This is a genomic window from Gammaproteobacteria bacterium (assembly GCA_016765075.1).
Lineage (GTDB): Bacteria > Pseudomonadota > Gammaproteobacteria.
Map to the genome: position 1 here is coordinate 20,834 of JAESQP010000055.1, position 14,683 is coordinate 35,516.

Consider the following 14,683-nt stretch of genomic DNA (forward strand, 5'->3'; position numbering starts at 1 on the left):
TTCTAACGATTGCCATAGAGAATCTCTACACGACGATTCTGATCCCAAGATGTCCCATCTTGACCAAACTGAGCAGGGCGTTCTTCACCATAACTGATGGTTTCGATCTGGCTTGATGAAGCACCCTGTAGAAGCAAAAAATCACGCACGGACTTGGCTCGACGTTCGCCAAGAGCAAGGTTATATTCACGCGTACCACTCTCATCGGTATGTCCTTCGAGAATAGCATTCACATCCGGGTTTTCAGCCAAAAAACGAGCATGCGCCTCAATCATAGCCGTGTATTCATTACCAATGACATTGGAATCGACAGCAAAATAAATAATGCGTTCGGCAAGTGGACTGTCCGGGTCTTCAAGCGCTGCCAGCGAAGCAGCACCCTCGCTGCCAATGCCACTGGTTTCACTGCCAATGACATCACCATTATCACCGATACCATTCACTGAAAAGCCATCCCCACCATTCTCTGTTGAAAATTCAGAAGGCTGACGGTCTTCAATAGGTACATCATCACCTGACTGTTTGGTAGATGCACATGCAGCCATAGCCAAAACTAACGTCGCCAACAACCATCGATTCATCGTTTTAATCATCATTTATCCTCTCTGACACTAATTTTTAAAAGGAGACCACACTGGCTCCCGGGTATCGCCGTCTTCAATACTCAAACGTTGATGTACTCGTCCATCTGTCGACACGGCAGCAAGCACGCCACGACCCTGCTGCTCGGTTGCGTAGATGATCATGCTACCATTTGGCGAAAAGCTTGGCGACTCATCCAGCCGACCTTCGGTTAACACCCGTAACGTGCCAATATCCATATCAAGTACGGCGATACGGTAGGCACCACCACTGTTATTGCCAACATGGACCATCGCTAAATACTCACCATTCGGCGAAAAACGTGGCCGGGCATTATATTTGCCTTCAAATGTCAGGCGTTCACTGCGACCACCGCTGACAGAAACCCGATAAATCTGTGGGCTACCACCACGATCCGAGGTAAAGGCCAGTGTCTTGCCATTAGGCGACCAGGTCGGTTCGGTTTCAATGGCGGAGCTTGTCGTTAAACGCTTTAAATCCCGACTCGCTATATCCATCACGTAAATATCCGGATTACCATCCTTGGACAGTACCAGGGCGAGTTTTTTACCATTGGGCGAGAAAACCGGCGCACTATTGAGCCCAGGAAAGGATGAAATCACCTCACGCTGGCCTGTTACCACATCCTGCATATAAATACGCGGGCGACGCTCTTCGTAAGACACATAGGCAATCTGGCTGCCATCAGGCGACCAGCTTGGCGACAAAATAGGTTCGGGCGAGTTCAGCAGCGATTGTGGATTAAAGCCATCGGCATCTGACACTTGCAAAGAATAGCGTTTCTTACCCGCATTTTCAGCAACAGAAATATAAGCAATGCGTGTCGCAAAGGCTCCCGGCTGACCCGTAAGCGCTTCGTAAACGATGTCGCTAACCTGATGCGCAGCATTACGTAAACTATGCTTGTTCGCACGTAAGGCATAGCCGGTTAGTTTTTTACCTTTGAAGACATCAAATACGTAAAACTCAATCACATACACATCTGCTTCTACGGTGACATTACCAATAATGAGATTGCTGGCATTCAACAAACGCCAATCACGAAATTTAACATCATCGATTGCCGTCGGTGTCGATAAAAAATCACTGTCATCGATCGCTTCAAACAGGCCACTACGTTGCAAATCACTGGTCACAATTGCCGCCACATCAAGCGGTATTACCGTCGCACTATCCCAACCAAATGGCACTATTGCGATCGGTAAGGCGCTATCAATACCTTGGGTTATTTCAATCTCCAAGGGTTTCGACCACGCAGGTGTAGTCAACACAGCCACCACTAAACCAATAACAATATATTTCAATGATTTCATTTAATTTTCCGGTCTAAACGTTAGGTTCAACTCGCGCTTAAAAAGGCTTGAGTCTTCAGGTGGCGGCAGTGGGTCTGCACGATATACCGCATTTTCAACAGAAGTACGAAATTGCTCATTGCCATCACAAGCCCCCTCAACAACATTCGCGCTAAGCACAATACCACCAGGACCTTGCTTAACAAACACCTTACACTCCCAACCCACCTGAAAATTAGCTGGGCGCAACCACGATGCCTGTATTTTTTGCCTAATATCGTTTTCATATCGTTGTTGCAATATCTGTAATTGGCTTTGGTTCTCATTTTCCAGGCCAATGCCTTCGCTTTCTAACAATTGGTCACGTAAGTGCTGCTCTTCTGCTTCGTGTGCTGCCTTTTGTTCTTTACGCTTTGCCTCAACAGCCGCTTTTTTGCGTGCCGCTTCAGCCTCTGCTTGCTTTCTAGCTTCGTCAGCCTTGCGCTTTTCCGCTTCGACCTTCTGCCTAGCGACTTCCTCTGCTTTACGTTTGGCTTCTAGCTCTGCCAGTTTTTTTTCTTCAAGTGCTTTCTGTTCGGCTATTTTTTTAGCTTCCAGTTCAACTTTCTTTTTCGCGACCTCAGCTTCTTTCTTTGCCTGCTCGGCTTTGCGTTGTGCTTTTTCTTCTGCCTTACGTTTAACCGCTAATTCAGCCAAACGTTTTTCTTCAGTCACTTTTTTCTCGGCAAGTTTTTTGGCCTCTTGCTCAGCCTTATTTTTCTCAACGAGTGCTTTGTGTTTCGCTTTTTCTGCTTTTTTCACAGCGTCTTCTAATTTTCTCTGCTTGTCGATTTCCGCTTGCTGTTTGTCTATTTCTCGCTGTTTAAGCTTATCAAGCTGAGCCTGAAAAGCCGACGCATCAACGACAGTGCCTTTAATAGTTTCAACGTGCTCACGCGCCATGGGCTTGGATATGGGTGTGCTACGGTCAAAACCAAACACTAATGCCGCACCGATGAGAAGATGTACTACTACCGCCAGTATTAAGGCACTGAATTTTTCGTAAAACCCTGACATGATTCGCTATTGTTGGTCTTGTTGTTCAGGCGGATCAGTTAAAATATTTATGTTGGGCACACCGGCTTGCTTTAGCAATACCATTGCCCCCGCAACAGCGCCGTAATTGACTTCTTTGTCACCTGCCAAAAAAATCTTTGTCGCGGGCTTATGCTTTAACACAGCCATGACGGAGAGCTTTATTTCATTGCCTGACTTGGGCTGGTCGGCGTCATCACCCGTGTTGAGATAATAATTTCCTTGCGCATCGACACTGACTACCAGGCTATCGCCAGCGCCCTCATCACTCTCAATAGGGTTCGCAGCAGCGGACGGTAAATCGACCTCAACGCCTTGCTGCAGCAAAGGTGTTGTAATCATAAAAATAATAAGCAAGACCAACATGACGTCGATATACGGCACAACATTAATTGCTGACATCGGCGGTTTGCGTTTATGGCGACGCATCTGTGCAGCCTATACGTGTGCTTGACGATGAAGAATGCTGGCGAATTCTTCCATGAAATTATCGTAACGACTGATCAATCGCTCAACATCGGTGTTGTAATGATTAAAGGCAATCACCGCAGGAATTGCAGCAAATAGTCCCATCGCAGTAGCAATCAGTGCTTCAGCAATACCCGGTGCCACCATAGCAAGCGTTGCTTGCTGCACATTACCCAATGCGCGAAAGGAGTTCATAATGCCCCAAACTGTACCGAGCAAGCCAATATACGGGCTGGTCGAACCCACAGTGGCGAGAAACGGCAGATTGCGCTCAAGCGCATCAATCTCTTTGCTCATGGTGACACGCATAGCACGCTGCGCCGCTTCAACCATCGCTTCCGGGTCGGCGTTTTGTTGCTTACGCAAACGCAAAAAACCTTTAAAGCCAGATTCGAACATGGCCTCCATGCCATGCGATTGCTTATTACTGGATGTCAGTTTTCTATAAAGGGTATTGAGCTCACCGCCAGACCAAAAGCTGCCTTCGAAATCATCAGCAGCTTTGGTGGCTTTTTTGACTGCACGCGCCTTATGAAAAATAATGCTCCATGATGCCATCGATGCCAGCACCAACACCAACATAACCAACTGCACGACAACACTGGCCTCTGCGACCAGAGCAATCAGCGACATATCAGTATTCACTCGACACGCTCCTCAATCATTAGTCTTTTCATAGTACAAGAACGCAATTCGCACTTGCTCCATCAACATTAAATGTAGCGTGATAAACAACACTACCGCTGTCCGTATTTTCATGAAACACCTGCCGACAAAACAAACTCTGTTACTTAGAGCTCCAATGCCGGTTGCTCAGTCTGTTTTGGCGCATTACCCCCCGAGGGGGCGTTTAACCCAAACATATGATAGCTACTCTGTGTTGCAACACGACCACGCGAGGTACGCATCATAAAGCCCTGCTGAATTAAATACGGCTCCAAAACATCTTCTATTGTGCTGCGTTCTTCACCAATAGCCGCAGCCAGGCTATCAACACCCACTGGACCACCGTCAAATTTTTTGACAATGGCTTCAAGTAAACGATGATCCATGGCATCAAACCCATTAGCATCAACTTTGAGCATGTCGAGCGCTGCCGCAGCAATTTCACGGTTTATACGCCCATCTGCCTTAACCTCAGCATAATCGCGTACGCGTCGTAATAGACGATTAGCAACACGCGGTGTACCACGTGAGCGACACGCAATCTCATCGGCACCTTGCGGCGCCATTGGCACAGCATAAATATCCGCCGAACGGCCAACGATAAAACACAGGTCTTCTTTTGAATAAAACTCAAGCCGTTGCACGATACCAAAACGATCACGCAAGGGAGAGGTCAACATGCCTGCACGTGTCGTCGCGCCAACCAGAGTAAACGGCGGCAAATCCAATTTGATTGAACGTGCAGCCGGCCCTTCACCAATCATTAAATCGAGCTGATAATCTTCCATTGCTGGATACAAAATTTCTTCAATGGCCGGGCTCAGACGACGTATCTCATCGATAAATAGCACATCATGTGGTTCAAGATTAGTCAACATGGCCGCCAAGTCACCGGCCTTCTCTAACACCGGGCCAGAGGTCTCGCGGATGTTGGCACCCATTTCTGCGGCAATAATGTGTGCCAGCGTGGTTTTGCCCAAGCCTGGCGGACCAAATACCAAGGTATGATCGAGTGCGCCACCACGACGACGTGCGGCCTCGATAAAAATCTCCATCTGTTCACAGACAACGGGCTGGCCAACATACTCGGCTAAACTACGTGGCCGTATTGATAGCTCAATGCGGCGCTCTTCGTTAGTCGCATCAGCGTTAATAAGCCGGTCAGATTCGATATGTTCATTCATGAATTCAGTAGAACATCCCTAGGCAATCGCCAGCTGCAAGGCACGACGAATAATCTCTTCGCTAGCCAGGCCATCATCATCGATCTGCCGCACCATACGGCTGGCATCTTGTGGTTTATAGCCCAAACCAATCAAGGCGCTAACGGCATCGGCCAGCGGACTATCAGCAACACCCGACGTGGCTGCCGATGGTGCAGATGCGCCACCCTCACCTACAACATCACCCATACGGTCACGCATTTCGATGATTAAACGCTCGGCGGTTTTTTTACCAATACCAGGCAAACGTATTAAAGCTGCGCTGTTATCCTCCATGACATAGTGCTTAAAGTCACTCACTGAAACACCAGAGAGAATCGTCAGGGCTAATTTAGCGCCGACGCCATTGACCTTGATCAAGTTTCGAAACAAAGCGCGTTCTTGCAAACTGGCAAAGCCATAAAGTAGCTGCGCATCTTCGCGCACCACCATATGTGTATGGATTACAATCTCTTGATCAATGGCAGGCAAGACGTAAAAAGTCGACATTGGCGCTTGCACTTCATAACCGACACCATTGACATCTAACAATATTGCCGGTGGCTGCTTGCTTAACAATTTACCACGCAGTTGTGCAATCATTGGGCAATCATCGCATACGTCCTTGTCGTGCCGCACTCACTTGCTTAATTTTATTTAGCGTCTGGCTGGTATGAATATGCGTTAGCGCAACAGCCAAAGCATCAGAGGCATCGGCCTGTGGGCTTTTAGACAGACCCAGCAATATTTTCACCATGTGCTGAATTTGTTCTTTGGCGGCATTACCTTTACCCACCACGGCTTGTTTCACTTGCGCCGGGGTATATTCGGTTACATCCAGATCCTGACTAACGGCCGCACACATAGCCGCGCCTTGCGCGCGCCCTAACTTCAAGGCTGAGTCCGCATTGCGATTCATAAACACTGATTCGATCGCTACTGTGTCAGGCTGCATATCAGCAATAATCTCGCTAAGGCTGGCAAAAATAATTTTTAAACGCTGTGGCAGCGTAGCCTCGCCCGTGCGAATACAACCACAATCAATGTAGCGGCTATTACTACCGCTCACCTCGATGATACCGTAACCGGTAATGCGTGAGCCAGGGTCAATACCTAGTACGCGCACTAACTATCCAGGCGAGCCATGATCTCGTCAGAAATCTCGGCATTAGAATAAACATCTTGCACATCATCGAGATCTTCCAATCGGTCAATTAACTTCATTAGACTTTCAGCTCCACTAAAATCCAGGCCTGCTGCGACCGAGGCACGCATGGTCACCTCGGCCATCGCTGGCGCAAGACCTGCTGTTGTCATGACGGCGCTGACACTGGCAAAATCTTCAGCGCTAGTGACCACTTCGATTGAACCATCATCCTGGTTTACCACATCCTCGGCACCGGCTTCGAGCGCCTGCTCCATAATTGCTTCTTCATCGCTTTTTGGTGGGTAGATCAGCACCCCAATTTGGCTAAAAAGATAAGCCACTGAACCCGCCGTACCAAGATTGCCGCCATGCTTGCTAAAAGCATGACGCACTTCAGCCACGGTGCGATTACGGTTATCGGTCATACAATCGACCAATACTGCTGTACCACCTGGGCCGTAGCCCTCATAACGCACTTCTTCGTAATTTTCACCATCGATATCACCTGAACCACGTTTGACCGCACGTTCAATTGTATCTTTAGTCATGTTGGCAGCGAGCGCCTTATCGATCGCCAGACGCAGCCGTGGGTTAGCCGCCACATCACCGCCGCCTGCACGTGCTGCAACAGTAATTTCTCGAATTAATTTGGTGAAAACTTTGCCGCGCTTTTTATCTTGCGCGCCCTTGCGATGCTGAATATTCGCCCATTTACTGTGTCCGGCCATGAACTCTTCTTTAGCTTATTGAATAATTAGACAAGCTTACCATTGCTAGCCATCTTGATTAAGGGGGGAACAAGATCTAATCCTGTTTAAAAAAGCCGTGATCAATAAAATGGATAACTTGGATCGCCACATATTCAGAATAAAGCAATAAGGTGTGCGAATGCGGCTCAACAGTATGGTCAGCCAGGCCAGGCAGTTTGGTCGATGCCACGGTGACCGTGCCATCATGCGGTCGCCGTAGCCCGCCTGTGATAAAACCCACGCCTACCCGGGAAGACCCAGCAATCACGCCAATATCTGCCTCACCTTGCCAATCAGCCGCAACAGTGGTCAGGCCACCCTCAGCAATGCTTTCGCCCAATAGCCAACGCCCAAGTTGATAGCGAGACAGGGTTTTGGCCACATCACTGCCCAAAAACGGCGTGCCGATAGCAATAAAACGTCGCACATTAAACTCTGGATGGTCTTGTAAACACGTTAAACAGACACGACCACCCAAACTGTGCGCAACAAGATAAATGGCTTGGCCACGAAACTTACGCAAAAACCAGGCTAAAGCTTGCGCGTTTTCAGCAACCGTTTTTGTTCGTGAGGGGTAGTTAAAGATGGCAGTCTGCCAACCTGCACGTTCGATATGCGTTTGCAACCGCGACATAATGCCGCCACTCATTAATACGCCGTGAGTGAGGACGACGACACCACCTTGTAATTCAGCCACAGCGTTTAGAGGCTATGAAATTTTAGTCAAGCGCCACTGACACATCAAACATGCGTTGCAGTGCTAAACGTGCATACTCGGCCTCTTCTGCTGGCACTGTAATGCGATTAACGACATTGCCTGCGACCAGGTTTTCTAACACCCACAATAATTGCTGTGGATTAATACGAAACATGGTTGAACACATGCAGATCATGGGTGACATAAAGTGCACATCTTTGTCTGGGTTCTGCTCGTTAAGGCGATTGACTAGGTTCAATTCCGTCGCTACCAACCAACGTGTTCCAGCTGGTGAGGCGTTAACAGTATTGATAATATATTCAGTCGAGCCAACTTCATCGGCACGCTGGCAGACTTCATAGCTAGCCTCGGGATGGGCAATAATTTTGGCATTCGGGTATTTGGCTAAAAAAGCATCAATGTGTTTTGCTTTAAACATTTGATGCACTGAACAAAAGCCTTTCCATAACAACACTTTGGCGTTGCGAATTTCGTCTGGTGTTAAACCGCCCATAGGCTGGTTATAGTCCCACACCGCCATTTTATCAAAGGGAATGCCCATACGATCAGCGGTATTACGGCCTAAATGCTCATCGGGGAAGAACAGCACCTTTTCACGCTGTTTAAAACTCCAGTCGATAACATCACTGGCATTGGTTGAGGTACAAACAATACCGCCATGACGACCGCAAAACGCTTTTAGGTCAGCAGCAGAATTAATATAGGTAACGGGTGTAATGGTTTCATCAGGATCAAGTACCGTTGCCAACTCGCGCCATGCGCGCTCAACTTGAGCAAGATTGGCCATATCTGCCATGGAACAACCGGCAGCCAAATCAGGCAACATGGCGATTTGATCAGGACGCGATAACACATCGGCGACTTCGGCCATAAAGTTGACGCCACAAAAGACAATGTAGTCAGCTTGTGACTTGGCTGCATACTGTGACAGCTTGAGCGAATCGCCAGTGACATCGGCATGACGATAGACTTCATCACGCTGGTAATGGTGACCAAGAATAACCAGCTTATCACCCAACTTGGCCTTTGCTACGCCAATGCGCTCATCACACGTTGCCACGTCTAACTCACTAAACTGCTGTACGGGTAGGGCTGTTGTCATCAAAACACCTGTCGGCCTATATCTGTGAGGATAAATAAAACATTATATAAAACAATCGCTTAATCTTAGCTTAACCTAAAAATAGGCGTTTTAGTCTGCTCATCCATAACTACTCACCCACCTTGGCGCAGACCCAGTGTCCGTCATTCCAGCAGTCTTTTAGCCGGAATGACGAATGGCTACTTTCATTCGAGCCAGGGGTAAGTAGTTATACTCATCCTTGATCTTCAACACTCGGTTTTTTCGCCAACTTTACGCCCAGTTCTCGCAGCTGTTCAGGCGCCACCAAACTCGGCGCGTCCGTTAACAAACAACTGGCACTTTGTGTTTTTGGAAAGGCGATCACATCGCGTATTGAGTTGGCACCCAGCATCAGCATAGCAAGGCGATCCAGGCCAAAGGCCAGTCCACCGTGTGGCGGACAACCGTAGCGCAAGGCATCGAGCAAGAAGCCAAATTTCTCTTTGGCTTCTGCTTCACCGACACCGAGCAATTCCAATACGGCTGATTGCATCGCGGTGTCGTGAATACGAATAGAGCCGCCACCGAGCTCCGTACCATTGAGAACCATGTCATAGGCGCGAGATTTGGCGGCGCCGGGGTCGGCCTTGAGCTGGTCGATACTATCGACTGATGGCGCGGTAAACGGATGGTGCAGTGCATGCCAACCGCCTGCATCATCGGCTTCAAATAGGGGAAATTCGGTGACCCATAATGGCTGCCAACCCTCTTCTACCAAACCAAGGTCATGACCAACTTTAACGCGTAATGCACCCAAAGCTTCATTAACCACTTTGGCTTTATCGGCGCCGAAGAAAACAATGTCGCCATCGGCCGCCTCGGTTGCTGACATGATTTGCATGACGATATCGTCAGGCAAGAATTTCAGAATCGGTGATTGCAACCCTTCGACGCCTTTGGCGATCTCATTGACCTTAATATAGGCCAAACCTTTGGCACCGTACTGACCCACATACTTGGTATAGCCATCAATGTCTTTGCGGCTGAGTTTGCCGCCTTGCGGTACGCGCAGCGCAGCGACACGACCATTGGGGTTTTTCGCTGGCCCGGAAAAGACTTTGAACTCAACATCGCGCATTAAATCGCTGACTTCGATGAGTTCCAGTGATACACGTAAATCAGGGCGATCACTACCAAAACGCTGCATGGCTTCGTCATACGGCATGCGTGGAAACGGGTTTGGTAATGGTATATTCATAACCTTGGCAAAAGCCTGACGAATCATTTCTTCCATCATGGTCATGATGGTGTCCTCGTCAACAAAGGATAATTCGATATCGAGCTGGGTAAATTCTGGTTGCCGGTCAGCACGTAGGTCTTCGTCGCGAAAACAACGTGCAACTTGGTAATAACGATCCATGCCCGACATCATCAACAATTGTTTAAACAACTGTGGCGATTGCGGCAGCGCAAAGAATTCGCCTTGATGTGTGCGACTTGGCACCAAGTAATCACGCGCACCTTCGGGTGTCGATTTAGTCAAAATCGGCGTTTCGATTTCTAAAAACCCCTCATCAGCCAACCAATTACGCAAGCTATTCGTCAGCTCTGAGCGTTTGCGCAAACGATTTTGCATCATTGAGCGACGCAAATCGAGATAGCGATAACGCAGACGATTATCTTCACTCACTTCGGTTTCGTCATCGACGGGTATCGCTGGCACATCGGAGCTGGCTAAAATCGTGACACGTTGATTGAGCACTTCAATCTCACCCGTCGCCAAGCCTGAGTTTTCAGTACCTTCAGGACGACGACGAACGATACCTTCGACCTTTAAGACAAATTCACTGCGCACGCGCTCGGCAATAGCAAAGCTATCGATATTATCAGGGTTAAAAACGATCTGGGTTAAGCCATCACGATCACGCAGGTCAACGAAGATCACGCCGCCATGATCGCGGCGGTTATGTACCCAGCCACACAGGCTGACTTGTTGGTCTATATTAGAGGCGTTGAGTTCGCCGCAGTAATGGCTACGCATCACGGCTTCCTTTAGGTAAATAGTAAGAGTAAAAAACTTGCTTAAAGTGATCGGCGATGATGGTACGGCGCGCAATCATTTAGCGCAACACCAAGGGAGCTTCTGATGTGTCTGGGACAGCGAGATTGTGCCTAAAATATTTCAGATCAAGACGCAAATCGCAGTCAATAGCGGGGCTATTGGCAAGATTGGCGCCGAAGAGTTGGAAGATTTCAGATCCAAAGTCGTGTTCCATGACACATCAGAGGCTCCCAAGGAGCCCTCAGAGCGCTACGCTCCCTTGGGCTGCTTCGTTGTACTGGCTACAGGCTTTGGCGATGGATCATCTTTAAAACGAATACCTTTTGGGTCAGTGGGATCAGAACCATGAGGCGGCTTTGGCGGCCCCAGAGTCTTACTATTGTATTCGTCATCATGCATTTGTTTGGAATACTTGGCATCGTTATCCATAAAACTTTCTTTGTTGTGACGACCCAGCGTTGGTGACTTAAGCCAGGTGTCACCCTTAGAAATACGTGGCGCAGAGACTAACCTCTGAAGTTCTGGCTTATTGCATTCCGGGCAATCGGTCAGCGCATCAGCGCTAGCTTTTTGCATTTTGGTCAATTGGTGTCCACAGGACTGGCATTGGTACTCGTAAAACGGCATAACAACCTCGGCGGTATTCAATATTATTTGAAGTTAGCTGATCATTATATACAAAGGACGGGGAAACCCCCAAAATAGCCATATCAGCCTCCCACAAAATAATAGCCAGGTAGCACCGACATGCCCGAATCACGCCGAAAAAACTGGCATACACTCGCTAGCCTACTGCCTTTTTTATGGGAATTCCGCGCTCGCGTCATACTCGCCATGGCCTTCCTGGTCGTTGCCAAACTGGCCAGTGTCGGCCTGCCACTGATACTCAAAGAGATCGTCGACGCTCTCGACCGCAGCCAAAACATCCTTATCGCTTTGCCTGTCGGGCTGCTTATGGGCTATGGCCTCGTCAGGCTAATAGCCGCTATCTTTGGCGAATTGCGTGACCTGATCTTTGCCAAAGTACTGCAACGCGCCATTAGACGCATTGCTATCAAAGTGTTTCGTCATCTTCACACCCTAGCCTTAAGTTTTCATCTTGAACGCCAAACAGGCGGAGTTTCGCGTGATATCGAACGTGGCAGCCGAGGCATCAGCTTTGTGCTCAACTTTATGCTGTTTAACATCTTGCCAACATTACTCGAAATTGGCCTGGTCACGGTCATTTTATTGATTTATTACGACCCTATCTTTGCCATTATTACCTTTGTCACCGTTAGCATTTACATCACCTTAACGTTGGTGATTACCGAATGGCGCTTAAAATTTCGCCGCACCATGAACGAAATGGACTCCAAAGCTAATACCAAGGCCATCGATAGCCTGATTAATTACGAAACCGTTAAATACTTTGGTAACGAAGACTTTGAGAGCCAACGTTACGATGAAAACATGATGGTGTGGGAAAAAGCCGCCATACAAAGTCAAAGTTCCTTATCGCTATTGAATATGGTGCAAGGCGCAATTATCACCATAGGCATTACCGCCCTGCTCTTTCTCGCTAGTGATGGCATCGTTAAAGAGGAATTAACGCTCGGTGATTTCGTGCTGATTAACGCCTATCTATTACAGCTCTTTATCCCGCTTAATTTTCTCGGTTTTGTTTATCGCGAGATCAAAAACTCGCTCACCGACATGGAAAAGATGTTTACCTTGCTCAACAAACATCAGGAAATTGAAGACAAAGACGATGCCAATGACCTTGATATTGCCAATGGCAGTGTAGCGTTTAAAAAGATCAATTTTTCTTATCAGACAGAACGACAAATACTGTTCGATATCGATTTTAAAATTCCTGCTGGTCACACCGTAGCAGTAGTCGGCACCAGCGGATCAGGCAAATCAACGCTAGTACGTCTGCTGTTCCGCTTTTACGATGTCAATGATGGCGCCATCACTATTAATGGTCAAGATATTCGTCATGTCACACAACATAGTTTGCGCAACAATATTGGCATCGTGCCACAAGACACTGTGTTATTTAACGATACCATTTATTACAATATTGCCTACGCCAAACCTGATGCCGAGCGTAATGAAATTTTTGAAGCAGCCAAACTTGCTCATATCCATGAGTTCATTGAATCCATGCCTGATGGTTATGACACTATGGTTGGCGAACGCGGACTGAAATTATCAGGCGGCGAAAAACAACGTGTGGCCATTGCCCGCACGATCTTAAAGAACCCTAAAATATTAGTATTTGATGAAGCCACCTCAGCATTAGACTCAAAATCCGAACGCGCCATTCAAAGTGCCTTGACCGAAGTTTCCACCAACCATACAACACTGGTTATCGCCCACCGCCTGTCTACTATTATCAGCGCCAATCAAATACTGGTTATGGAAAAAGGCCGTATCATCGAACGTGGCACGCACCAGCAACTACTCGCCATGAAGGGGCACTACGATCACATGTGGCAATTGCAACAGGAAGAAAAGAAACATAGCAGTGATGACAGCATCGATACATAACACTCCGAGAGCCTGCCCCCGCGAAGGCGTGGGGGCACGTAGCATACTGATTACGGGTTGCTCTAGCGGTATTGGCTACGCCACTGCCAAAAGCTTATCTAAGCGCGGCTACCGTGTTTTCGCCAGCGCACGCAAAATGGAAGATGTTGAGAAATTAAAAAGAGAAGGACTCAACACAGTGCAACTCGACCTTGCTCATAGCGACTCTATTCAAAACGCACTACAACAAGTTTTAGCGCAAACCAATGGCGAACTTTATGCCTTGTTTAATAACGGAGCGTATGGCCAACCCGGTGCAGTCGAAGATTTAAGCCGTGATGTCTTGCGCCAACAATTTGAGACTAATCTTTTTGGCACCGTGGAACTCACCAACCTGGTGATACCTATTATGCGCAAACAAGGCTATGGTCGCATTATTCAATGCAGTTCAATACTTGGCTTTATCGCGCTAAAATACCGTGGTGCTTATAACGCTAGCAAATATGCTCTGGAAGGCATTAACGATACGCTACGCCTGGAATTGCAGGGCAGTGGTATTTACGTCTCTTCAATTCAACCAGGCCCGATTAGCACGCGTTTTCGTGCCAACTCTCTAGCCATGTACCAAAAAAACATCAATGCAGAAAATAGCTTCCACAAAAAAATCTATCAAGCTATGGTGGAACGTTTACAAAAAGCAGGGGCAGCAGTACCGTTTACACTACCTCCTGATGCCGTAGTAAAAAAAGTCATCCACGCGCTGGAAAGTCGCCGACCAAAAAATCATTATGCCGTGACTTTTCCAACCTACTTATTTGCTCTATTAAAACGTATCCTGCCAAGCCGATTGCTGGATAAAATACTTGGGAGCCTCTGATCAATTCGTGGAACACGACCTTGGCGGCTGAAATCTTCCAACTCTTCGTTGTACCCCAAGAGCCTGCCCCGTGCTTGACACGGGGGCACTTCCTTCGGGCGCGATCTTGCCAATAGGCCCACTGCTTTGTGCCATTGAAACCACGCCAGGCCTCTTTGAATTCAGTGGCCTCATAGAGGGCTAAAGAGGCCATATAAGTGGCAAAACTCTCATTTAACCAAAGGTCATTCCACCATTTCATAGTGACT

15 protein-coding genes and 1 pseudogene are annotated in these 14,683 nt (G+C 47.9%); 2 read left to right on the plus strand and 14 right to left on the minus strand.

Annotated elements, in window-relative coordinates; translation table 11 throughout:
* Positions 1 to 2: 2 nt before the first annotated feature.
* From pal to JKY90_03380, 13 genes are all read right to left on the minus strand, one after another.
* Positions 3 to 593 carry a peptidoglycan-associated lipoprotein Pal gene (pal, locus tag JKY90_03320; GenBank protein ID MBL4851297.1) on the minus strand — a complete coding sequence of 197 codons (591 nt, stop codon included), beginning with the start codon at positions 591 to 593 and terminating at the stop codon, positions 3 to 5.
* Positions 594 to 611: 18 nt separating this feature from the next.
* Positions 612 to 1,916 (minus strand): Tol-Pal system beta propeller repeat protein TolB, encoded by a 1,305-nt coding sequence (tolB, locus tag JKY90_03325; GenBank protein ID MBL4851298.1) that lies wholly within the window; start codon positions 1,914 to 1,916, stop codon positions 612 to 614.
* Entirely contained in the window at positions 1,917 to 2,951 is a 1,035-nt protein-coding gene (gene tolA / locus JKY90_03330) for a cell envelope integrity protein TolA (protein MBL4851299.1), read from the minus strand. It abuts the gene before it with no gap.
* A 6-nt stretch (positions 2,952 to 2,957) separates the two neighbouring features.
* Positions 2,958 to 3,398, minus strand: coding sequence for a protein TolR (gene tolR, locus JKY90_03335; GenBank protein ID MBL4851300.1), 441 nt, complete (start codon positions 3,396 to 3,398; stop codon positions 2,958 to 2,960).
* A gap of 9 nt (positions 3,399 to 3,407) precedes the next feature.
* Positions 3,408 to 4,082 carry a protein TolQ gene (gene tolQ / locus JKY90_03340; protein ID MBL4851301.1) on the minus strand — a complete coding sequence of 225 codons (675 nt, stop codon included), beginning with the start codon at positions 4,080 to 4,082 and terminating at the stop codon, positions 3,408 to 3,410.
* 146 nt (positions 4,083 to 4,228) lie between these two features.
* A complete protein-coding gene (gene ruvB, locus JKY90_03345) occupies positions 4,229 to 5,287 on the minus strand; it encodes a Holliday junction branch migration DNA helicase RuvB (protein ID MBL4851302.1) in 1,059 nt (352 codons plus the stop codon).
* An 18-nt stretch (positions 5,288 to 5,305) separates the two neighbouring features.
* Positions 5,306 to 5,908 carry a Holliday junction branch migration protein RuvA gene (gene ruvA / locus JKY90_03350; GenBank protein MBL4851303.1) on the minus strand — a complete coding sequence of 201 codons (603 nt, stop codon included), beginning with the start codon at positions 5,906 to 5,908 and terminating at the stop codon, positions 5,306 to 5,308.
* Positions 5,909 to 5,915: 7 nt separating this feature from the next.
* On the minus strand, positions 5,916 to 6,431 hold the full coding sequence (gene ruvC / locus JKY90_03355) for a crossover junction endodeoxyribonuclease RuvC (protein ID MBL4851304.1): 516 nt from the start codon (positions 6,429 to 6,431) through the stop codon (positions 5,916 to 5,918).
* Positions 6,431 to 7,180, minus strand: a complete 750-nt coding sequence (locus JKY90_03360; protein ID MBL4851305.1) for a YebC/PmpR family DNA-binding transcriptional regulator — start codon at positions 7,178 to 7,180, stop codon at positions 6,431 to 6,433. Before JKY90_03360 ends, ruvC begins: the two co-directional genes overlap by 1 nt.
* A gap of 76 nt (positions 7,181 to 7,256) precedes the next feature.
* Positions 7,257 to 7,898 carry an alpha/beta fold hydrolase gene (locus tag JKY90_03365; GenBank protein MBL4851306.1) on the minus strand — a complete coding sequence of 214 codons (642 nt, stop codon included), beginning with the start codon at positions 7,896 to 7,898 and terminating at the stop codon, positions 7,257 to 7,259.
* A 22-nt stretch (positions 7,899 to 7,920) separates the two neighbouring features.
* On the minus strand, positions 7,921 to 9,021 hold the full coding sequence (gene nadA, locus JKY90_03370) for a quinolinate synthase NadA (protein ID MBL4851307.1): 1,101 nt from the start codon (positions 9,019 to 9,021) through the stop codon (positions 7,921 to 7,923).
* Positions 9,022 to 9,235: 214 nt separating this feature from the next.
* Entirely contained in the window at positions 9,236 to 11,023 is a 1,788-nt protein-coding gene (gene aspS, locus JKY90_03375; GenBank protein ID MBL4851308.1) for an aspartate--tRNA ligase, read from the minus strand.
* Between the two features lie 270 nt (positions 11,024 to 11,293).
* Positions 11,294 to 11,671, minus strand: coding sequence for a zinc ribbon domain-containing protein (locus JKY90_03380; protein MBL4851309.1), 378 nt, complete (start codon positions 11,669 to 11,671; stop codon positions 11,294 to 11,296).
* Between the two features lie 120 nt (positions 11,672 to 11,791).
* Between JKY90_03380 and JKY90_03385 the strand changes: the two genes are divergently transcribed.
* Together JKY90_03385 and JKY90_03390 are read left to right on the plus strand one after the other, a co-directional pair.
* The gene (locus JKY90_03385) at positions 11,792 to 13,579 is read left to right on the plus strand and encodes an ABC transporter ATP-binding protein/permease (GenBank protein ID MBL4851310.1); all 1,788 of its coding nucleotides are present in this window, start codon (positions 11,792 to 11,794) and stop codon (positions 13,577 to 13,579) included.
* The gene (locus JKY90_03390) at positions 13,560 to 14,435 is read left to right on the plus strand and encodes an SDR family oxidoreductase (GenBank protein ID MBL4851311.1); all 876 of its coding nucleotides are present in this window, start codon (positions 13,560 to 13,562) and stop codon (positions 14,433 to 14,435) included. The genes JKY90_03385 and JKY90_03390 overlap by 20 nt, the downstream gene beginning before the upstream one ends.
* A gap of 136 nt (positions 14,436 to 14,571) precedes the next feature.
* Here the strand turns inward: JKY90_03390 and JKY90_03395 are convergent.
* Positions 14,572 to 14,683, minus strand: a pseudogene (locus JKY90_03395) (hypothetical protein).

What these genes read in the sequence shown, in the direction of transcription:
- tolB (MBL4851298.1), bottom strand. Translation starts at nt 1,916, where the DNA reads ATGAAATCATTGAAATATATTGTTATTGGTTTAGTGGTGGCTGTGTTG.
- aspS (MBL4851308.1), bottom strand. Translation starts at nt 11,023, where the DNA reads ATGCGTAGCCATTACTGCGGCGAACTCAACGCCTCTAATATAGACCAA.
- JKY90_03360 (MBL4851305.1), bottom strand. Translation starts at nt 7,180, where the DNA reads ATGGCCGGACACAGTAAATGGGCGAATATTCAGCATCGCAAGGGCGCG.
- tolA (MBL4851299.1), bottom strand. Translation starts at nt 2,951, where the DNA reads ATGTCAGGGTTTTACGAAAAATTCAGTGCCTTAATACTGGCGGTAGTA.
- pal (MBL4851297.1), bottom strand. Translation starts at nt 593, where the DNA reads ATGATTAAAACGATGAATCGATGGTTGTTGGCGACGTTAGTTTTGGCT.
- JKY90_03390 (MBL4851311.1), top strand. Translation starts at nt 13,560, where the DNA reads ATGACAGCATCGATACATAACACTCCGAGAGCCTGCCCCCGCGAAGGC.
- JKY90_03385 (MBL4851310.1), top strand. Translation starts at nt 11,792, where the DNA reads ATGCCCGAATCACGCCGAAAAAACTGGCATACACTCGCTAGCCTACTG.
- ruvA (MBL4851303.1), bottom strand. Translation starts at nt 5,908, where the DNA reads ATGATTGCACAACTGCGTGGTAAATTGTTAAGCAAGCAGCCACCGGCA.
- ruvB (MBL4851302.1), bottom strand. Translation starts at nt 5,287, where the DNA reads ATGAATGAACATATCGAATCTGACCGGCTTATTAACGCTGATGCGACT.
- tolR (MBL4851300.1), bottom strand. Translation starts at nt 3,398, where the DNA reads ATGCGTCGCCATAAACGCAAACCGCCGATGTCAGCAATTAATGTTGTG.
- nadA (MBL4851307.1), bottom strand. Translation starts at nt 9,021, where the DNA reads ATGACAACAGCCCTACCCGTACAGCAGTTTAGTGAGTTAGACGTGGCA.
- JKY90_03380 (MBL4851309.1), bottom strand. Translation starts at nt 11,671, where the DNA reads ATGCCGTTTTACGAGTACCAATGCCAGTCCTGTGGACACCAATTGACC.